The sequence below is a fragment of the Streptomyces chrestomyceticus JCM 4735 genome (genome assembly GCF_003865135.1).
Lineage (GTDB): Bacteria > Actinomycetota > Actinomycetes > Streptomycetales > Streptomycetaceae > Streptomyces > Streptomyces chrestomyceticus.
Genome location: NZ_BHZC01000001.1, coordinates 1,510,947 through 1,530,965 on the forward strand (window position 1 = coordinate 1,510,947; position 20,019 = coordinate 1,530,965).

General features: G+C 73.3%; 15 protein-coding genes. 8 read left to right on the forward strand and 7 right to left on the reverse strand.

All coding sequences use genetic code 11. From position 1 onward, the window contains the following. The first annotated feature begins 7 nt into the window (after positions 1-7). From EJG53_RS06255 to EJG53_RS06265, 3 genes are all read left to right on the forward strand, one after another. The gene (locus EJG53_RS06255) at positions 8-1,603 is read left to right on the forward strand and encodes a GMC family oxidoreductase (protein WP_125044005.1); all 1,596 of its coding nucleotides are present in this window, start codon (positions 8-10) and stop codon (positions 1,601-1,603) included. Positions 1,604-1,754: 151 nt separating this feature from the next. After that, complete coding sequence (locus EJG53_RS06260) at positions 1,755-3,455, forward strand: CocE/NonD family hydrolase (RefSeq protein WP_125044006.1); 1,701 nt, start codon at positions 1,755-1,757, stop codon at positions 3,453-3,455. 92 nt (positions 3,456-3,547) lie between these two features. Next, on the forward strand, positions 3,548-3,946 hold the full coding sequence (locus EJG53_RS06265; protein WP_125044007.1) for a VOC family protein: 399 nt from the start codon (positions 3,548-3,550) through the stop codon (positions 3,944-3,946). A 30-nt stretch (positions 3,947-3,976) separates the two neighbouring features. Here the strand turns inward: EJG53_RS06265 and EJG53_RS06270 are convergent, their stop codons facing one another. Continuing rightward, positions 3,977-5,233 carry a DUF4185 domain-containing protein gene (locus EJG53_RS06270; RefSeq protein ID WP_125044008.1) on the reverse strand — a complete coding sequence of 419 codons (1,257 nt, stop codon included), beginning with the start codon at positions 5,231-5,233 and terminating at the stop codon, positions 3,977-3,979. Between the two features lie 242 nt (positions 5,234-5,475). Between EJG53_RS06270 and EJG53_RS06275 the strand changes: the two genes are divergently transcribed. Genes EJG53_RS06275 through meaB form a run of 3 tightly spaced genes read left to right on the forward strand, consistent with a single transcriptional unit; the run spans position 5,476 to position 10,631 of the window. Further along, positions 5,476-7,365, forward strand: coding sequence for a methylmalonyl-CoA mutase family protein (locus EJG53_RS06275; protein ID WP_125044009.1), 1,890 nt, complete (start codon positions 5,476-5,478; stop codon positions 7,363-7,365). Further along, positions 7,365-9,587 carry a methylmalonyl-CoA mutase gene (gene scpA, locus EJG53_RS06280; RefSeq protein WP_125044010.1) on the forward strand — a complete coding sequence of 741 codons (2,223 nt, stop codon included), beginning with the start codon at positions 7,365-7,367 and terminating at the stop codon, positions 9,585-9,587. Before EJG53_RS06275 ends, scpA begins: the two co-directional genes overlap by 1 nt. 9 nt (positions 9,588-9,596) lie before the next feature. Continuing rightward, the gene (gene meaB, locus EJG53_RS06285; RefSeq protein ID WP_244955007.1) at positions 9,597-10,631 is read left to right on the forward strand and encodes a methylmalonyl Co-A mutase-associated GTPase MeaB; all 1,035 of its coding nucleotides are present in this window, start codon (positions 9,597-9,599) and stop codon (positions 10,629-10,631) included. 16 nt (positions 10,632-10,647) lie between these two features. Here the strand turns inward: meaB and EJG53_RS06290 are convergent, their stop codons facing one another. Genes EJG53_RS06290 through EJG53_RS06305 form a run of 4 tightly spaced genes read right to left on the reverse strand, consistent with a single transcriptional unit; the run spans position 10,648 to position 13,875 of the window. Continuing rightward, positions 10,648-11,022: a VOC family protein gene (locus EJG53_RS06290; protein ID WP_125044011.1), complete on the reverse strand. Its 375-nt coding sequence runs from the start codon at positions 11,020-11,022 to the stop codon at positions 10,648-10,650. A 57-nt stretch (positions 11,023-11,079) separates the two neighbouring features. Beyond that, a complete protein-coding gene (locus EJG53_RS06295) occupies positions 11,080-11,973 on the reverse strand; it encodes a LysR family transcriptional regulator (protein WP_125044012.1) in 894 nt (297 codons plus the stop codon). A 13-nt stretch (positions 11,974-11,986) separates the two neighbouring features. After that, positions 11,987-12,802, reverse strand: coding sequence for an SDR family NAD(P)-dependent oxidoreductase (locus tag EJG53_RS06300; protein WP_125044013.1), 816 nt, complete (start codon positions 12,800-12,802; stop codon positions 11,987-11,989). A 20-nt stretch (positions 12,803-12,822) separates the two neighbouring features. After that, the gene (locus EJG53_RS06305; protein WP_125044014.1) at positions 12,823-13,875 is read right to left on the reverse strand and encodes a multicopper oxidase domain-containing protein; all 1,053 of its coding nucleotides are present in this window, start codon (positions 13,873-13,875) and stop codon (positions 12,823-12,825) included. A 320-nt stretch (positions 13,876-14,195) separates the two neighbouring features. On the opposite strand from EJG53_RS06305, the gene EJG53_RS06310 reads away from it, so the two are divergent. Then, entirely contained in the window at positions 14,196-16,610 is a 2,415-nt protein-coding gene (locus tag EJG53_RS06310) for a ThuA domain-containing protein (RefSeq protein WP_371858789.1), read from the forward strand. After that, positions 16,607-18,526 (forward strand): OmpL47-type beta-barrel domain-containing protein, encoded by a 1,920-nt coding sequence (locus EJG53_RS06315; RefSeq protein ID WP_125044015.1) that lies wholly within the window; start codon positions 16,607-16,609, stop codon positions 18,524-18,526. The genes EJG53_RS06310 and EJG53_RS06315 overlap by 4 nt, the downstream gene beginning before the upstream one ends. A gap of 61 nt (positions 18,527-18,587) precedes the next feature. On the opposite strand, the gene EJG53_RS06320 is transcribed toward EJG53_RS06315, so the two are convergent. Next, entirely contained in the window at positions 18,588-19,103 is a 516-nt protein-coding gene (locus tag EJG53_RS06320) for a lytic polysaccharide monooxygenase auxiliary activity family 9 protein (protein WP_125044016.1), read from the reverse strand. Between the two features lie 313 nt (positions 19,104-19,416). Next, the gene (locus tag EJG53_RS06325) at positions 19,417-19,878 is read right to left on the reverse strand and encodes an SCP2 sterol-binding domain-containing protein (protein ID WP_244955008.1); all 462 of its coding nucleotides are present in this window, start codon (positions 19,876-19,878) and stop codon (positions 19,417-19,419) included. Positions 19,879-20,019 lie beyond the last annotated feature (141 nt).

Consider the following 20,019-nt stretch of genomic DNA (forward strand, 5'->3'; position numbering starts at 1 on the left):
GGCTCGGATGGTCACTGCGGTGCGGTACGGCCAGGTGTACGACTACGTCGTCGTCGGCGCCGGATCGGCGGGCTGTGTGCTCGCGGCCCGGCTGTCCGAGGACCCGACGGTACGGGTGGCGCTGGTGGAGGCCGGCGGGCCGGACCGCAGACAGGAGGTCCGCGTCCCGGCGGCGTTCCCCAAGCTCTTCCGCACCCCGTACGACTGGAACTTCACCACGGCCCCCCAGACGGGCCTGCGCGGACGGGAGCTGTACTGGCCGCGCGGCCGGACCCTGGGCGGCTCCTCGTCGCTCAACGCGATGATGTGGGTGCGCGGGCACCCCGCCGACTACGACGGCTGGGCCGGGTCGGCGGGTGAGGAGTGGTCCTGGGCCGAGGTGGCCCGCTACTTCCGGCGCGCCGAGCGCTGGGCCGGGCCGCCCGGCGGGACGGCGCACGGCACCGCGGGCCCGTTGTGGATCTCCCCGGCCCGCAGTTTCCACCCCCTGACCGACGCCTTCCTCGACGCCTGCGAGGAGGCGGGCCTGCCACGGCTCGCCGAACTCGACGAGCCGGACCGGAGCGGCTGCGCCCCCACCCCGCTCAACCAGCGGCGCGGACGCCGGTGGAGCGCGGCCGACGGTTATCTGCGCCCGGCGCTGCCCCGCGCCAACCTGCGGGTCGTCACGGGACAGCAGGTCCGCCGCGTCCTGTTCGGGGACGGCCGGGCGTACGGGGTCGAGCTGCCCGGCGGCGTGCTGCGGGCCCGCCGTGAGGTCGTCCTGTGCGCGGGCGCGATCGGCTCGCCGCACCTGCTGCTGCGCTCCGGCATCGGCGACACCGACCGGCTGAGGGACGCCGGGATCGAGCCGGTGGCCGAGCTGCCCGCCGTGGGCCGCCACCTCCAGGACCACCTGTCCGTACCGGTCCTGATGCGCACCGCGCTGCCCCGCACCCTCACCGGCGCCGACACCCCCGCCAACATCGCGCGCTACCTGCTGTCCCGGCGCGGCCCGTTGACCTCCAACATCGGCGAGGCCGTCGCGTTCCTGCACAGCGCCGGCGAGCCCGCCCCGCCGGACCTGGAGCTGATCTTCGCGCCGGTCCCGTTCGTCCGGCACGGTCTGGAGGCGCCGACCGAGCACGGCGTCACCATCGGGGTCGTCCTGCTGCGACCGGAGAGCCGCGGCCGGATCACGCTGGGCGGGCCGGATCCGGACGCGCCGCCGGTCATCGACCCCGGCTATCTGTCGTCCGAGGCGGATCTGCGGCGGCTGCTGGCCGGTATCCGCTTCGCCGAGCGGCTGTACCGGACGCGGGCGCTGGCCCCGCACGTCACCGGGCCGCTGGAGCCGTGGCCCGGCGAGCAGGACGACAAGGCCGCCGCGGAGACGGTGCGCGCCGTCGCGGAGACGCTCTACCACCCGGTGGGCACCTGCCGGATGGGCACCGGTGACGACACGGTGACCGACCCCCGGCTGCGGGTGCGCGGTGTGACGGGCCTGCGCGTCGCGGACGCCTCGGTGATGCCGGCCATCACCCGGGGCCACACCCATGCGCCCACGGTGATGATCGCCGAACGGGCCGCCGACCTGCTGCGCGACGCCCGGCCGATGGTCTAGACGACGGGCCCGTACATGCGCGATCCGGTGGAAAGCCGGACACTGGAGCACCCGGGACCGCCTCCGGAAGCGTACGGAGAGCGACGCCCCCGGACGCTGCGTAGCACGCCTGACCCGGGTCTCCGGCCCGGACGGACGATGGGAGGGTCCGATGGCGGAATCCCTGCTGCGGGACCGGACCGGGCGGGCGTTCGGCCGCCTGGTCGACCGGTACCTGGACATGCCCGAGCCGGTCGCACCCGACATCGAGTGCGTACGGGACCTGCGCATTCCGATGCGGGACGGCACCGTGCTGCTCGCCGACCGCTACCGGCCGCGCGGCGCCGGGCCGCTGCCGGTGGTCCTGCTGCGTACGCCGTACGGCAAGCACAAGCCGGACATCAAGCTGTTCGCGGGCGTGCTGGTACGGCGGGGCTTCCAGGTGGTGGCGCAGAACGTACGGGGCGTCTTCGGCTCGGGCGGCGAGTTCCACGCCTTCGTGCACGAGAAGGACGACGGACTGGCGACCGCGGCGTGGCTGCGCGCGCGGGCCTGGTGCGACGGCCGGCTGGCCACCGCCGGTGCCAGCTACCTCGGGCACGCGGAGTGGGCGATCGGCCCGTACCTCGATCCGCCGCTGGAGGCGATGTGCCTGGGGATCACCACGTCCGACTTCCCCGCAGCCTTCTACCCGGGCGGTGTGCTGGCGCTGCACAACATGCTGGTGTGGTCCTCCGCGACGGGCACGCAGGAGGAGGCGCCGCTCGGCGGGCTGCTGCCCAACCCGCTCCAGACCCGCAGGGTGCAGCGCGCGATGCGGACGCTGCCCGTCGGCGAGTCCGACGTCGCGGCCATCGGGCGGCCCGAGCGCTTCCTGCGCGAGGTCAGTGCGCACGCGGAGCCGGGGGACGGTTTCTGGGCGCCGATCGACCACAGTGCCGCGGCGCTGCGGATGACCACGCCGACCAGCATGGTGACCGGCTGGTGGGACCTGTTCCTGCCGTACCAGTTGCGGGACTTCACCGAGCTGACCGCCGCCGGGCACCGCTCGCGGATCACGATCGGACCGTGGGCCCACGACCGCGGCGCGCTGAAGGCGACGCTCACCGACCACGTGTCGTGGCTGAGCGCCCAACTGGCCGGGGACACCACCCAGTTGCACCAGTCACCGGTCCGGCTCTACCTCCAGCGGGCGGGCCGCTGGCTGGACTTCGACCGGTGGCCGCCGCCGCAGTCCGTCCCGACGCCGCTGCGCCTCCAGCCGTCCGGCGGACTCGACTGGGCCGAGCCGCCCGGCAGCGCCCCGGACCGGTTCACCTACCACGGCGCCGACCCGACCCCGTCGACCGGCGGCCCGCTGCTGCTGCCCGGCGAGATACGGCAGCAGGACAACACGGCCGTCGAACGGCGGCCCGACGTGCTGGTCTTCACCGGCCCGCCGCTGCCCCGCGACCTCGATCTGATCGGCCCGGTGTCGGCGGTGGTGCACGTCCGTACGGACTCCGGGCACGGCGATGTCTTCGTACGGCTGTGCGACGTGGACCGGGCGGGCGTCTCGCGCAACGTCACCGACGGCATCCTGCGGCTGCGCCCGGGCTCACCGGCGGCGGACGCCGACGGGGTGGTGGCGGCCCGGGTGGAGATGCACCCGACCGGCTACCGGTTCCTGCGCGGGCACAGTCTGCGGGTGCAGGTGGCGGGCGGTGCGTTCCCTCGGTTCGCGCGCCACCACGGGACGGGTGAACCGGCCGCGTCGGCCGTCGCCTGCCGGCCGATCCGGTTCGAGGTCTTCCACGAGCCGGGCCGCCCGTCCGCCGTGGTGCTGCCGCTGATGACCGCGCCGGCCGCGCACGGCGGGAGTGAACCGGCCTGACCGCGGTACTCGTCGTCCCGGTCCGCGCGCCGCGCGGCCGGCACCGCGGACGGTGCCCTGCCGAGGAGGGCCCACGGGGCCGAGGAGATGCCATGGGACTGGTCAAAGCCGCCGTGATCGTGCTCGACTGCGCCGACCCGGAGAAGCTGGCGGACTTCTACGCCGACCTGCTGGAGGGCGAGGTCCGCAGGGAACATCTGCCGGACCGGGTGGAGGTCGCCGCCAACGGCGCCGTGATGTCCTTCCGCCGCGACCTGAACATGACGCCGCCGACCTGGCCGCGTCCGGACAGCTCGCTCCAGGCCCACCTGGACCTGCTGGTCGACGAAGAAGACATGGACGAGGCCGAGCGCAGGGCGGTCGGCCTGGGCGCGCGTCCGCTGGACACCAAGGACGACACCGGCCCCCGCGAGGTGCGGATCTACTCCGACCCGGCCGGGCACCCGTTCTCGCTGCGCTGCTCGCTCCAGTCGGGGCCGAAAACCGACTGACCGCCCGGGCCCGCCCTCCCCGCCGGGGTGTCATCCGCGGTGCAGGCGCAGCCTCAGGAAGCGCGGCCGGTACAGCTCGATGTCGCGGTTGACCTGCGCGACGGAGGGCGCGCCCGGCGGGCCCAGCCAGTTGACGTCGTAGCTGACCAGCAGCGCGCCGTCGGCCGTGAACTCGGGATGGGCCTGCGGATTGTAGACGGCGACGCGCTGCTGTCCGGTGGGGTCGGCCGGGCGGGGCGGGGTGATCCGCCCGGCCGGCCCGTGCCACGGGCCTTGGGCCGAGCACGCCCAGTACGCGGTGACGGCGGACAGCCCGTCACCCGGCGGCCCGGGGTCGTCCATGGTCAGCAGCACCCAGGTCCCGCCGTCCCGTACGACGGTGAAGGCGCTGCCCACGCCGCGCCCCCGGCCCTCGCGGATCACCGGGGCCGCCCGGTCGGCCCGCGGCTGCCAGCCCTGCCCGTCCCAGAACTGCCAGGTCCGGGCCTCGCCGAGCTGCCCGGTCGGCACCCGGGCGAGGTAGGCGTTCGAGCCGGCCCGGTCGGGTCCGTCGTCGCCGCCGTAGACGTACGTCCACGCGCCGTCCCGCACGGACGCGGTGCCGTACAGCACCCGGTCCCCCGGGTTCCGTACGGAGGTCTGGTCGACGGCCTGGGTGATGCCCTCCAGCCGCAGGTCCGGCAGGGAGAGGGTGGCGATCTCGGTCGCGCGGGGCACGCCGAAGACCCAGGGGCCGCTGCCCGGCGCGCGGTTCCACAGCAGGACCCGGACGACCTGTTCGGGTGATCCGGGCGTGCGCGGCTCCACGTGCGCCTGCACCGGCCAGCGCCAGCCGTCCGGGGTGTCGGGGAAGAACGGGCCGGTGCCGGTGCTGCCGGTCAGGGTCCGCTCCAGGCGGCCCGCGCGGTCCATGACGACGAGGGAGTTGTGCGTCAGGGCGGGCTCACGGCCGGTGTCGGAGGAGCGCCAGGGGTACGGCTGTCCGTACGGGTTCGGCGGGGGCTGCACCCGGTCGAGGAAGGTGTCGGAGAAGATCCACAGGGTCCGGCCGTCGGGCAGCCGCACGGAGTGGGTGCCGTCGCCGCCGGTCCAGTCGTCCACACGGAGGTTGTCGTTGCCGTACCGGGTGAACTCGCCGGTGAAGCGGGACTCGGCGGACCAGGAGCCGATCGTCCGTCCGGTGCACGCCGGGCCCTCCGCGCCGGGGCGGGCGAGCAGCAGGGCCAGGCCGGCGATCAGGGCGAGCACCGCCGCCACCGCGACGCCTCGCCTCACCGGCACGCGCATGTCCCTCCTCGTCACGGCGACGGGCCGTCCACCGTACAGAACCGGTCGCGCGGCGATCGCGAAACACCCCGACATGCCGAAAATGCGGCGGTCCGTCCGCCCCAAAGTGGCTACCCGCGAGTACAAACCTGTCCGGAAGGGCGATCGTAGAGCTTCCCAATGGAGCAATCCCAGGTCAACGAGGGCAAGGTCACAGCCCGATGCCCTGCTGCGGCTAACGACCGTTCGCCTAGCCTGCTGCCATGACCGCCCAGTCCCCCGAACTCCCTCTGGCCGCCGCGTTCCCCGACGCGGACCGTGAGCAGTGGCAGCGCCTGGTCGAAGGCGTGCTGCGCAAGTCGGGCGCCGCGGAGGCGACCGGCGCCGCCGCCGAAGACGCGCTGACCACCGCGCTCGAAGACGGCATCCGGGTCCGCCCGCTCTACACCGCCGAGGACGCGCCCGACGCCGACGCCGCCGGCCGCCCCGGATTCCCGCCGTTCGTACGGGCCGGCCGCGCCACCGGCAGCACCGTCGCGGGCTGGGACGTCCGGCAGCGCCACGCGGACACCGACGCCCGGCGCGCCAACGAGGCGGCCCTCGCCGACCTGGAGAACGGCGTCACGTCGCTGTGGCTGGCCGTCGGTGACGGCGGCGTGCCGGTGACGGAGCTGGCCACCGCGCTGGACGGTGTCTACCTGGACCTCGCGGCCGTCGCCCTGGACGCGGGCGCGGACTTCGCCGCGGCGGCCGACGCGTGGTTCCGGCTCTGCGACGACAAGGGCGTGGCTCTTTCCGAGACCGCGGGCACCCTGGGCGCCGACCCACTGGGCGTGCTGGCCCGTACCGGCCGCGCGGACGGCCTGGCCGGGCACCTGGAGGCGGCGGCCGGGCTGGCCCGCCGGTGCGCCGACGAGGCGCCCCGGATGCGGGCGCTGGCCGTGGACGCGCTGCCGTACCACGAGGCGGGCGGCTCGACCGCCGAGGAGCTGGGCTGCTCGCTGGCCACCGGCGTGGCCTACCTGCGGGAGCTGACCGCGGCGGGCCTCGGCGTGGACGCCGCCTGCGCGCAACTGGAGTTCCGGTACGCGGCGACCGCCGACCAGTTCCTGACGATCGCCAAGCTGCGGGCCGCCCGGCGGCTGTGGTCGCGGGTCGCCGAGGTGTGCGGCGCCTCCCCCGCGGCTCGCGCGCAGCGCCAGCACGCGGTGACCTCGACGGTCATGACGACCCGTCGGGACCCGTGGGTGAACATGCTGCGCACCACCGTGGCGGGCCTCTCCGCCGGAGTGGGCGGCGCGGACGCCGTCACCGTCCTGCCGTTCGACGCGGCGCTCGGCCTGCCGGACGCGTTCGCCCGCCGGATCGCCCGCAACACCCAGTCGATCCTGCTGGAGGAGTCGCACCTGTCGAAGGTGATCGACCCGGCGGGCGGCTCCTGGTACGTGGAGCGGCTGACCGACGAGCTGGCCCGTGCCGCGTGGGGCTGGTTCCAGGAGATCGAGACCGTGGGCGGGCAGGCCGCGGCGCTCGGCTCCGGGATGGTCGGCGAGCGGCTGGCGTCCACCTGGCGCAAGCGGTCCGAGGCCCTGGCGCACCGCCGTGAACCGGTCACCGGCGTCAGCGAGTTCCCGTTCCTGGCCGAGGCGCCGGTCGAGCGCGAGCCCGCGCCCGTACCGGCCGGCGGCGGGCTGCCTCGGGTGCGCCGGGACGAGGCGTACGAGGCGCTGCGCGCCCGCTCGGACGCGCACCTGGCGGCCACCGGCAGCCGCCCGAAGGCGTTCCTCGCGGCGCTCGGCCCGGCCGCCGTGCACACCGCGCGCGCCACCTTCGCCTCCAACCTCCTCCAGGCGGGCGGCATCGAGCCGGTGCACGACCCGGTCTCGGTGGACGCGGAGTCGGCCGCCGAGGCGTTCACCGCGAGCGGCGCGGGTATCGCCTGTCTGTGTTCGAGTGACGCGCTGTACGCCGAGCAGGCCGCCGAGGTCGCCGCGGCGCTCAAGGCCGCGGGCGCGCGGCAGGTGCTGCTGGCCGGGAAACCGGGCGAGCGGCGGGAAGCATATGAACGAGCCGGAGTGGACGCCTTCGTCTTCGCGGGCTGCGACGCGGTCGGGGTGCTGTCCTCGGCCCTGGATGTCATGGAGGTGGCGTGATGGAGCGCGCGACGGAGCAGGCGGGCGCCATCCCGGACTTCAGCACGGTCGAACTGGGCGAGCCGTCCCCCGAAGGCGACGCGGCCCAGTGGTCGGCGGCCGTCCAGGAGGCCACCGGCAAGGGCGTCGACGACCTGGTGTGGGAGACGCCCGAGGGCATCGAGGTCAAGCCGCTGTACACCGGCGAGGACCTGGCCGGGCTGGACTTCCTGCGCACGTACCCGGGCATCACGCCGTACCTGCGCGGCCCGTACCCGACCATGTACGTCAACCAGCCCTGGACGATCCGCCAGTACGCGGGCTTCTCCACGGCCGAGGAGTCCAACGCCTTCTACCGGCGCAACCTGGCGGCCGGTCAGAAGGGCCTGTCCGTCGCCTTCGACCTGCCGACCCACCGCGGCTACGACAGCGACCACCCCCGGGTGACCGGCGACGTCGGCATGGCGGGCGTGGCCATCGACTCCATCTACGACATGCGGCAGCTCTTCTCCGGCATCCCGCTGGACAGGATGACCGTCTCGATGACGATGAACGGCGCGGTGCTGCCCGTCCTCGCCCTGTACATCGTGGCCGCCGAGGAGCAGGGCGTACCGCCCGAGAAGCTGGCCGGGACCATCCAGAACGACATCCTCAAGGAGTTCATGGTCCGCAACACCTACATCTATCCGCCGCGCCCCTCGATGCGGATCATCTCCGACATCTTCGCGTACACCTCGCAGAAGATGCCGCGCTACAACTCCATCTCCATCTCCGGCTACCACATCCAGGAAGCGGGCGCGACGGCCGACCTGGAGCTGGCGTACACCCTCGCGGACGGCGTGGAGTACCTGAAGGCGGGCATCGACGCGGGGATGGACGTGGACGCCTTCGCGCCGCGGCTCTCCTTCTTCTGGGCGATCGGCATGAACTTCTTCATGGAGATCGCCAAGCTGCGCGCCGCCCGGCTGCTGTGGGCCAAGCTGGTCCAGCGCTTCGACCCCAAGAACCCCAAGTCCCTGTCCCTGCGCACCCATTCGCAGACCTCCGGCTGGTCGCTGACCGCGCAGGACGTGTTCAACAACGTCACGCGGACGTGTGTGGAGGCGATGGCCGCGACGCAGGGCCACACCCAGTCGCTGCACACCAACGCGCTGGACGAGGCGCTGGCCCTGCCCACCGACTTCTCCGCCCGTATCGCCCGCAACACCCAGCTCTTCCTCCAGCAGGAGTCGGGCACCTGCCGGGTCATCGACCCGTGGGGCGGCAGCGCGTACGTCGAGAAGCTGACCCACGACCTGGCGCGCCGGGCCTGGCAGCACATCGAGGAAGTGGAGGCGGCCGGCGGCATGGCCAAGGCCATCGACGCGGGCATCCCGAAGCTGCGCGTGGAGGAGGCCGCGGCCCGTACGCAGGCGCGGATCGACTCGGGGCGGCAGGCGCTGATCGGCGTCAACAAGTACCGGGTGGACACCGACGAGCAGATCGACGTGCTGAAGGTCGACAACTCCGCCGTACGCGCGCAGCAGATCGACAAGCTGCGGCGGCTGCGCGAGGAGCGCGACGAGGCGGCCTGCCAGGACGCGCTGCGCGCGCTGACCGCCGCCGCCGAGGCCGGACCGGGCCAGGGCCTGGAGGGCAACCTGCTGGCGCTGGCCGTGAACGCGGCCCGCGCGATGGCGACGGTCGGTGAGATCTCCGACGCACTGGAGAAGGTCTACGGGCGCCACTCCGGGCAGATCCGTACGATCTCCGGTGTGTACCGAGACGAAGCAGGGCCGTCCTCCGGGGTGGACCGGACCAGGGACCTGGTGGCCGAGTTCGAGCAGGCCGAGGGCCGCCGGCCGCGCATCCTGGTCGCCAAGATGGGCCAGGACGGCCACGACCGCGGCCAGAAGGTGATCGCGACGGCCTTCGCCGACCTGGGCTTCGACGTGGACGTCGGCCCGCTGTTCCAGACGCCGGCCGAGGTCGCCCGGCAGGCGGTGGAGGCCGACGTGCACGTCGTGGGCGTCTCCTCGCTGGCCGCCGGGCATCTGACGCTGGTGCCCGCGCTGCGCGAGGAGCTGGCGGCGCAGGACCGGGAGGACATCATGATCGTGGTGGGCGGGGTGATTCCGCCGGGCGACATCCCGGCGCTGCACGAGGCGGGCGCCACGGCCGTCTTCCCGCCCGGTACGGTGATCCCGGATGCCGCGTACGACCTGGTCAAGGACCTCGCCGAGGCCCTCGGCCACGACCTGTGAGCCGCTACGTTGACGCCTGACACACCCCGGTCCCGCACGGCCCGCAAGCGACCGACGATCGACATCGACCAGTACGCGGCGGGCGTGCGCGAGGGCTCCCGGGCCTGGATCGCGCGCGCCATCACGCTGGTGGAGTCCACCCGGGCCGATCACCGCGCGCTGGCACAGCGCCTGCTGGTCGAGCTGCTGCCGCACTCCGGCACGGCCCGGCGGGTCGGCATCAGCGGGGTGCCCGGAGTCGGCAAGTCGACGTTCATCGACGCGCTGGGCACCCAGCTCACCGGAGCCGGGCACCGGGTCGCCGTCCTGGCCGTCGACCCGTCGTCCAGCCGGACCGGCGGCTCCATCCTGGGCGACAAGACGCGGATGGAGCGGCTGGCCGCCGACCCGGCGGCGTTCGTGCGCCCCTCCCCCACCTCGGGCACGCTCGGCGGGGTGGCCCGGGCGACGCGGGAGTCCATCGTCGTGATGGAGGCCGCTGGCTACGACGTGGTGCTCGTCGAGACGGTGGGCGTCGGCCAGTCCGAGACCGCCGTCGCCAACATGGTCGACACGTTCCTGCTGCTCACCCTCGCCCGGACCGGCGACCAGCTCCAGGGCATCAAGAAGGGCGTACTGGAACTGGCCGACCTGGTGTCGGTCAACAAGGCGGACGGGCCGCACGAGCGCGACGCCAAGTCGGCCGCCCGTGAACTGTCCGGCGCGCTGCGCCTGCTCCAGCCGCCGGACGCCGCCTGGACCCCGCCGGTCCTCACGTGCAGCGCCCGCGAGGGCACCGGCCTGGACACGGTCTGGGACCGCGTCGAACAGCACCGCAAGCTGCTGGAGTCCACCGGTGCGCTGGCGGAGAAGCGGCGTGACCAGCAGGTCGACTGGACCTGGTCGATGGTCCGCGAGCAGTTGCTGAACCGGCTCCGGGACCACCCGGGCGTCCGGGACGTGGCGCCGGAGGTGGAGCGGGAGGTACGGTCCGGCACGCTGACGGCGACGCTCGCGGCGGAGCGGATTCTCCAGGCGTTCGGGATGCCGGGCGGCGAGCTGTAGCGTCCGGACCCTGGGCTCACGCCGGGGACATCACCTCGTACAGGTTCCCGGCGTCGTCCTCGAAGAACAGGCCGCGCGGGCACAGCGGGTGGTCGGTGCGGCCGTTGTCCGGGTGGGCGGGTTCGCTGCCGTAGGGAATTCCGGCTTCCTGTACACGGGCGAGGATCGCGTCGAAGGTGCCCGGGTCCACGTCGAACGCGAGGTGGTGGCCCTCCGGTTCCGGCACGGCCATGAAGTCGAGGGTCAGCTCGTCGTTGACGCGGACGGGCGCGAAGTGCCCGTGGCGGCCGGCCGGCGGCAGTTCCTCCAGCCCCATGACCGAGGCGAAGAACCGGGCCGCCGCGCGGTGGTCGGCGGCGGGCACGATGGTGTGGTTGAGCGTGACGGGCACGGGTGCTCCCCCAAGGGTCGACGAGGCGACCACCGTACGGAGTGAGTACTCACTCCGTCAATGGTCCGCCCGGCCCCGCCGTGCGAAGTGCGCGACGGCCGCCGCCGCGAAGTGCCGTTCCGCCGTGGAGACATAGGTGTCCGCGCGCCGCACCAGGCTGAGGGTGCGGCGGCAGTCCGGGACGTCCAGGCGCAGCCAGCGGACCGGCGCTTCGGGTGACTCGTTACGGGCCAGCGCCGGGATGAGCCCGATGCCCAGTCCGGCGCCGATCAGGAACTGCGTCGCGGCCGGCTCGTCGCCCTCGCAGGTGATGACGGGGGTACGGCCCGCCTGGGCGAACAGCCGGTCCAGCAGCTCGCGTTGCCAGTGCCCGGCGCGCGTGGTGACGAACGGCTCGTCCATCACGTCCTCCAGCCGGACCCGCCCCCGCCCGGCCAGCGGATGCCCGACCGGGACGGCCAGCAGCACGTCCTCCTCCATCAGCACCACCGAACGCAGCCCGGCCCCGCGCAACGGCTGCGAGGCGACACAGAAGTCGACCTCACGCGCCGCGAGCTGACGTTGCATCACGGCGGCCGTCGACTGGTGCAGACGCATCTCGACACCGGGGTGCGCGGCCCGGAAGGCCGAGAGCAGCGAGGAGAGCGTCAGCAGCGTCTCGGCGGCGACCGCGACCCGCCCCTGGTCCAGGCCCACCGCATCGGCCGCCTCGCGCCGCGCGTCGTCCAGTTCGCCGAGCGCCCGCTCTACGCGGCGCAGGAAGGCCGCGCCGTGCCGGTTGAGGCGGATCGAGCGTCCCTGCCGGTCGAAGAGCAGCACCCCGAGATCGGCCTCCAGCCGGGCGATCGTCCGGCTGACCGCAGGCTGCGCGACCTGCAGTTCGGCGGCGGCCCGGCTGATGTGCTCGTGCCGGGCCACCACCCGGAACGTCCGCAGGGCCGGCAGGTCCACTCCGGTCTCCCGCTCAGATCGTCAGGCCGCCGTCGACGGGCAGGATCGCGCCCGTCACGTACGAGGCCCGGTCGCTGAGCAGCCAGGCGGCGGCCTGCGCCACCTCGTCGGGGGCGGCCGCGCGGCGCAGCGGGGTACGGGCCGTGAGCCGGTCGACCACGTCCGGTTCGCGGGCGGCCCAGTCCTCGATCATGGCGGTCATGGTGGTGCCGGGGGCGACGGCGTTGACGCGGATGCCCTGCGGGCCGTACTCGACGGCGGCGGTCTGGGTGAGGCTGTTCACGGCCCGCTTGGAGGCGCCGTACAGGCTCATCCCGGCGGACGGCTTCAGGCTGCCGACGCTGCTGTTGTTCACGATGGCGCCGCTGCCCGCGGTGGCGGTGATCGCCCGTATCTCGGCGGCCATCGCCAGCCAGACACCCCGGTGGTTGACGGCGGTGATCCGGTCGAACTCCTCGACGGGGATCTCGGCGAGCGGGGCGTGCCCGATGCCCATGCCCGCGTTGTTGAACGCGCCGTCCAGGCGGCCGTGGCGCTCCACCGCCGTGTCCACCGCCCGCTGTACGGCGGCCGGGTCCGCCAGGTCCGCGACGACGTGGTCCGCGGTGCCGCCCGCGGCCCGTACCTCCTCGGTCACCGCGGCCAGCTCCGGCCCGGTCCGCGCGGTCAGTACGACCGCGGCCCCCTCCCGCGCGAACAGCCGTGCCGCGGCGGCGCCGATGCCGCGTCCCGCGCCGGTGATCAGCAGGACCTTGCCGTCCAGCAGGCCGCCGCCGGCCGCGCCGCGTTCCGTACCCGCACCCGTGCCCGTGCCCGTCGTCTCCGTCATGTCGATCATTGTGCAGGAGGTTACGACGGCGTCTCTCCGTGGCCTCCGTGGCCTCCGTGCCCGGCTTGACCGTGCTGTCCGCCCTGGCCATCGTGCCCGTCGTGCCCGGGGATCGTCCCGTCCGGCTTCGCGATCAGGAGCAGTCCGGCCATCCCCATGTCGGAGTGGCTCTGGACGTGGCAGTGGTACATCCACGCGCCGGCGCCCACGCCCTCGCCCGCCAGGAACTGGAAGCCGAAGGAGTCGGCCGGGCCGGTGATCTTGTTGTCGATGACCCGGCTGGGGTCGTCCGGGCCCTCCAGGATGCCGGTGCGGTTGTCCGCCCAGCGGTGACCGTGCACGTGGAAGGTGTGGTAGTACTCGCCGTGGGTGATCGAGATGATCTCGACGCGCTCCCCCACCGTGGCCCGGAAGTCCGGCCCCTTCGGCAGGTTGTTGATCGTCATGTCGTTGAAGACGATGGTGAACTGCCGGTCGGGCAGCGGATCACCGGCCCGCCGTACGACCACCGGCCCGTACAGGCCCCGGCGGATGCCACCGGTGCCGTGCTCGGTGCCCACGACATGGTCGTGGTAGTGCCAGTAGCCCGCGCTGCCCGCCCGCCAGGTGCCGTCCGCGCGCCGGCCGGGGGCGTGGGTGCGCCAGGTGTACGTACGGGTGGCGCCCGGTTCCAGGTGGCTGCGGTTCATCCGGGTGCCGTCGCCGGCCACGTCGTAGTCGAGGCCGTGCACGTGCAGACTGGCCGCGGTCTTCAGGGTGTTCTCGCACTCGATGTGCAGCGTGTCGCCCTCGACCAGCTCGATCGCCGGGCCCGGTATGGTCGCCTTCCCCTTCTCCAGGCCGTAGCCGAGCTGTCCGCCCGGCAGTTCCTCGATGTAGAGCTTGAGGTGCTTGACCGCGCCCGCGGCGACCGCGGTACGGCGGGCCCGCGCCGGACGCCCGGCAGCCGCGGCCGGGGGCGCGGCCGGAGCCACGACCGGGGCTGCCGCCGTGCCGAGTGCGGCGACGGCGGCGCCCCCGGCGAGGAGACGGCGGTTGAAACGGCGCCTGGGGACGTCAAGTTCCTCGGTCATCGTGCTCCCACGGCAGGAGGAGTCGGGGCGGGGCGGCGGAGCGGGGCGCAGGGAATGCCAGGGACGGTAGCCGCACGGGCCCGGTTTATCCACACTCAGGACAAAGTTGGACGGCTTGCGGCCATAGCTCTTGGCGAGTCACCGAAAGGGGTCTAGCTTCATCGGCTGCTGCTGTCCGTGGCCACAGAGGGGCGGGTGCACCCGTGCGACGATTCCGGCACCACTTACCACGGCCGCTCCGCGCCTTGCCGCGCACCGGCCGCCACCGACCGCCGAAGAAGCGACCGCGCCCCGGGCGGTCCGCCGGACTCCCCGCGCTGGTGCTGGCCGTGACGGCCGCCCTGCTCGGCGGCGCGCCGGCGAACGCCTCCGGGCCGGGCGCCGGGCTGCGGCTGCCCACCCCGCCGGGCGGTGAGAACGTCCGCGTCCTGGTCTTCCACGCCTCGGCGGGCGCGGAGCCGCCCACCGTCGACGCGGGGATCGAGGCCGTCGAGCGGATCGGCCGCCAGGGCCCGCCCGCCGAGCACTTCGCGGTCGACGCGACCGACGACGCGTCGGTCTTCACCGACCCGCGCCTCGGGACGTACAACGCGGTCGTCTTCCTGACCGGCGGCGGCGATCTGCTCGACCCCGAGCAGGAGGCGGGGCTGGAGAGCTATCTGGAGGCCGGGGGCGGGTTCGTCGGCATCCATGACGCGGCCCGCACCGAGCCGTACTCGGACTGGTTCACCGGCCTGATCGGCGCTCGGCCCGCGGCCACCGCGCCGAGCACGGCCCAGCGGGCCGTCGTGGAGACCGGCGACCGCCGCCATCCGGCCACCCGCGACCTTCCCGTCGAGTGGACGCGCCCGGACAAGTGGCTCAACTGGGCGACCAATCCCAGCGGTGCGGTGCACACCGTGGCCCGGGTACGGGAGAACACCTACCGGCCGGGACCCGGCGCCAACGGCTGGGACCACCCCGTCTCCTGGTGCCACGACTACGACGGCGGCCGGTCGTTCTACACCGGCATGGGCGGCACGCCCGACAGCTTCCGTGAGGCCGACTTCCGTACGCATCTGCGCGGTGCGCTGCTGTGGACCACCCGGCTGGCCCGCGCCGACTGCCAGGCCACCATCGCCTCGCACTACAAGGCCGAGCGCCTGACCGCCCCCAACCAGCCGGGCAAGTCGGACCAGATCGGCGAACCGCACGGCCTGGTGACCGCCCAGGACGGCCGGGTCTTCTACATCGGCCGTGGCGGCGGCGACGCGAGCGCCCCGGTCGTCACCGACTGGAACGACCCGGCCGTCGGCAAGGGCGAGGGCACCGTCCACGTCTGGGACCCGAAGACCGGCAAAGCCACCCTGGTCGGCACGGTGTCCGTCTTCGGCAACAAGGGCGGCGGCGACGAACTCGTCAAGAACGAGGAAGGGCTGCTGGGCATCGAACTGGACCCGGCCTTCCTCACCAACGGCTGGGTCTACCTGCACTACACCCCGCACTCCGGCGTCGACCGGTCCACACGCATGGCCGAGCGCCGCGTCTCCCGCTTCACGCTGGACCCCCGTACGAACAAGCTGGACCCGGCCTCGGAGAAGGTCCTGCTGAAGTGGCCGGTGCAGGTGCACAGTTGCTGCCACGCGGGCGGCGGCATGGCCTGGGACTCCAAGAACAACCTGTACATCGCCACAGGCGACAACAACTCCTCGCGGTTCAGCGACGGTTACGCGGGCAACAACCCGCAGCCCACCTACAAGGGCGTCGCCTTCGCCGACGCGCGGCGCACCGCGGGCAACACCAACAACCTCAACGGCAAGATCCTGCGCATCCACCCCGAGCCGGACGGCACGTACACCCTGCCGGAAGGCAACCTCTTCACCGGCAAGGAGCCGGACGAGGGCGGCGGCAAGACGCGCGGCGAGATCTATGTGATGGGCGTGCGCAACCCGTCGCGCATCTCGGTCGACAAGAAGACCGACACGCTGTACGCGGGCTGGGTCGGGCCGGACGCGACCGAGCCCAGCACCACCTGGGGCCCGGCGAAGTACGACACGTTCGCCGCGATCACCCACGCGGGCAACCGCGGCTGGCCGTACTGCATGGGCGACAACCAGCCGTACCGCGACCGCAATCTGCCCGACCCGTCGAAGCCGCTGGGCTGGTACGACTGCCGGCACCTCAAGAACGAGTCGCCGCACAACGACGGCCTGGTCGCCGTCCCGCCCGCCGAGCCCAACAACGTCTGGTACGCGCCGCAGGGCGGCGGCCCCGACTTCCCGCGCGACGCTGAGGGCGTCCCCAGCTACAAGCTGTCCGAGCAGAAACTGCTGCTCCCCTGGCTCAAGGGCGGCGGCCAGGCCGCGATGGACGGCCCGGTCTTCCGCCACGACGCGGCCGCCACCGGCCCGGGTGCCTGGCCCGCCTACTGGGACGGCAAGTGGTTCGTCGGCGACTTCTACGACGGCGACCAGCCTCGGCACGCCCTGGTGATGGACCCGCGGACGGCGGGCTCCGGCGGTCTGCCCGCGCACGCGGAGAGCCTGGACAAGATCGTGCCGGTCGGCGTGAACGGCATCCGCAACCTCATGGGCTGGACGTTCGGGCCCGACGGCGCGCTGTACGTCCTCGACTACGGGCGCGGCTTCTTCACCTCGGACGCCAAGTCCGCGCTGTGGCGGGTGACCTACACGGGCGGCGAGCCCACCCCGCGCGCAGCGGAACTGGCCCGCCCGGGACGGGAGGCGGGACGATGACTCCACGGCGCAGATGGACGGTGCTGCTGACCGCGCTGCTGATGCTCGTCGGCCTGACGGTCACAGCGGCACACGGCCGTCCGCCCGCGCGGCCGACGGCGCCCGCTCCCCCGGCGGCGCAGCAGACCCTGACCTGGACCGCGGGCGACGACATCACCAAGTACACCACCGCCCCGACCACCGCCGTGGCCGGCCGGACCACCATCGTCTTCGAGAACAGTACGGCCACCGGCAACACCATGGGCATGCCGCACACCCTGACCTTCGACGTCTCCGACCCGCGGTACAACAACGACGTGCAGCTCAACATCATGGCCAACCCGGGCGACGCGCAGGGCGGCAAGTACACCACCGAGGTCACCCTGACCCCGGGCACCTACCGCTACCACTGCACCATCCCGGGCCACGAGCAGATGCAGGGCGTCCTGGTGGTCACGGCCGGCGGCGGCCCGGACACCACGCCGCCGGAGACCTCGGCGACGGTGGACGGCGTACGGAACGAGGCCGGCGCGTACGTCGGCGGGGCGACCGTCACGGTCGCCGCCTCGGACACCGGGTCCGGGGTCGCCACCGTCGAGTACGCGGTGGGCGGCGGGGCGTTCCAGCCGTACACCGCGCCGGTGCTGTTCCGCGAGCCCGGCACGTACCAGGTCCGCTACCGCGCCACCGACAAGGCCGGCAACACCGCCGCCGAGAAGTCGGCGGGGTTCACGGTCGTGGCACCACCCGGTGACACGGTGGCGCCACGGACCTCCGCGACCACCGAGGGGCAGCGCAACTCGGACGGCGAGTACCTCGGACGGGCCACGGTGACGGTCACCGCCACGGACGACGGGTCCGGCATCGCCACGGTCGAGTACTCGCTCGACGGCGGACCGTTCCTCGCGTACACGGCGCCCGTCGTCGTGGACCGCACCGGCCGGCACACCGTCGCGCACCGCGCCACCGACCGGGCGGGCAACACCTCCGAGGCGGTACGGGCGTCCTTCACCGTCGCGCCGGGCGGCGGGGTGCCCGCGCCGAACTGCCCCGAGTGGGACGAGCGGCGCACCGTCGTCGTCGGCACGGTCGACACCGGTGTGCCCAACCGCGTCACCCGCAACCGCTGCACCGTCAACGAACTGATCGAGGACGAGAAGGACTGGTCCTCCCGCGCCCTGTTCCTCAAGCACGTCAGGACGGTCACCGCCAGGCTGCTCGCGGACGGTGTGCTCGACGAGCGCGAGAGCCGGGCCGTCAACGCGGCCGCCGACGCCTCCGGGATCGGCACGCCCGGCCACCACACCGGCTACCGCGACCTGTTCGACGGGACGAAGGCGTCCTTCGACCGCTGGCGGCAGGTCGGCGGCGGCGCCTTCGGGCTGACCGCCGACGGCGCGATGACCAGCAGTTCCACGGTGCCGGGCATGGGGATGCTGTGGTTCCCGCGGCGGACGTACGACGACTTCTCGCTGAAGCTGCGGTTCCGCGACGACGCGCCGGGCACCGGCAACGCCAACGGCGGGGTCTTCGTCCGCTTCCCGTCCGTGGACGACCACCCCGAGGAGCCCCGGCCGGAGTGGGTGGCGATCAAGTACGGGCACGAGATCCAGATCCTGGACCGGCCGGACGGTGACCTGTACAAGACGGGCTCGGTGTACGGGTTCGACCGGGTCGGGCTCGGCGGGGCGGGCGTCACGCCGAAGGGCACCTGGAACGACTACGAGATCCGGGTCGTGGGCCAGCACTACTCGGTCTTCCGCAACGGTGTGCTGATCAACGAGTTCGACAACAGCGGCGGGCAGCGGTTCTTCCCGCCACGGGCGGACGATCCGGGGACCGACGGGCGCCGGTACGCCACGGGCTACCTCGGCCTCCAGGTGCACGGGACGGCCGACGTCATCTCCTACCGCGACGTCCGGATCAAGGAACTGTAGGGCCGCGGGGGGCGGCCGTGGGCCGGGGCGGCGGGCGCGGGCCCGCCGCCCCGGCCTGGCGTCAGCGTATGTTGACGTCGATGCAGGCGTAGAAGGCGTTGGCGGTGTCCGCCACGTTCCAGACGGCGAGGACCTTCTGCTTGCCCTTGATGCCCTGGAAGTTCACGTTGTGCGTGACGGTGGCCGGCGGCTTGGCGCCGTTGTCGTTGATCTCGGCGATCTTGCGGCTGCCGATGAAGTACTGCCAGGTGCTGGTGCGGTGCTGGGCCGTCAGCCGCCAGGTGAACGCCTGGGAGCTGCCCACCGAGGTGGCCTTCCAGCCCTTGCTGTCGTCGTCGAGGTCCCGGAACCGGGCGTTGCCGCCGCTGCAGCTCTTCAGGCCCTTGGGGCCCTCGACACTCTGCGGCTCCCACTTGATGTCTCCACAGGCGACGGTGCCCGCCGCGCACTGCGCCTGCCGGCTGGCCGGGGCGTTCACATAGCCGTGGGCGCTCGCCGAACTCGCGGGCAGGGTCACGACGAGGAGCGGGGCCAGCGCGGCGCCGACGGCCGTGGCGATCTTCCTCTTCTGGTGCATGTCGACTCCTTCACGGTGGGGGCCCGGTGCGGGACGGACACGTACCGGCGCTGTCGCGCGGTGCGTCCGGTCCGTGCGGGCCCCGGCTGGTGGGGGTGGGGTGACGCGAAGGGGTGGTGCCGACGCGCGAGGACCGCGGCCGTCCCGGGTACATGCCGACTACCTGGGGAAGGCCGGATTCCCGCCCGTCAATTGGTCTAGACTTTACTGATTGGCAGGCCCCGGTCAAGGGGGCGGACATCAACTCGTGCCGCCCCAGGCGTCACTCACGCCCCACCGGCGGATGCCGCCGCACCCCGGCTCCCGCCGTCCCTCACACCTTGGGGATGTCGAAGTACCGGTGCATGTTCGCGGCCAGCCCCAGGTCTCCGGAGACCTTGATCTTGCGGGTGAGGACCATCGTCACCGGATTGCCGTTCCCCGACACCAGCCGCAGGAACTCCGCGTCGCCCATGGTCATGGTCAGCCGCGGCGCGTCCGTACCGGCGCCCCGGCGCACCGTGCACTCCCCGTCCGCGAGCACGGTCTCCCAGACGGCCTCCCGCTCACCGGTGATCCGCCAGCGGATCACCGCCCGCACCCCGGCCGCGGCGTCGGGACGGAACTGCCGCCCCATCCGGCCGAAGACCTCGCCGAGCACCCGGTCCCGCAGCTCGCCCCGCGCCAGCGCGGTGATCTCCTTGGTGGACAGCCCCTTCACGAGCCGCGCGAACTCCTCCGGCGTGACGCTCGCGAAGTCGAGCTCGGCCAGCAGCGACCTGACGTCTTGGGCCACGGCACTCTCCTCGTCGCATGGTGGTCTCCCCCTGCATGGTGCCCCCGCCGCACCACGCGTCACCCGCCGGGTCCCGTACCCGGCGCGTCCCGGCTCTCCCACCGGCCACATCCGGCCGCCGGAGCCACGGTTCGCGCCGTT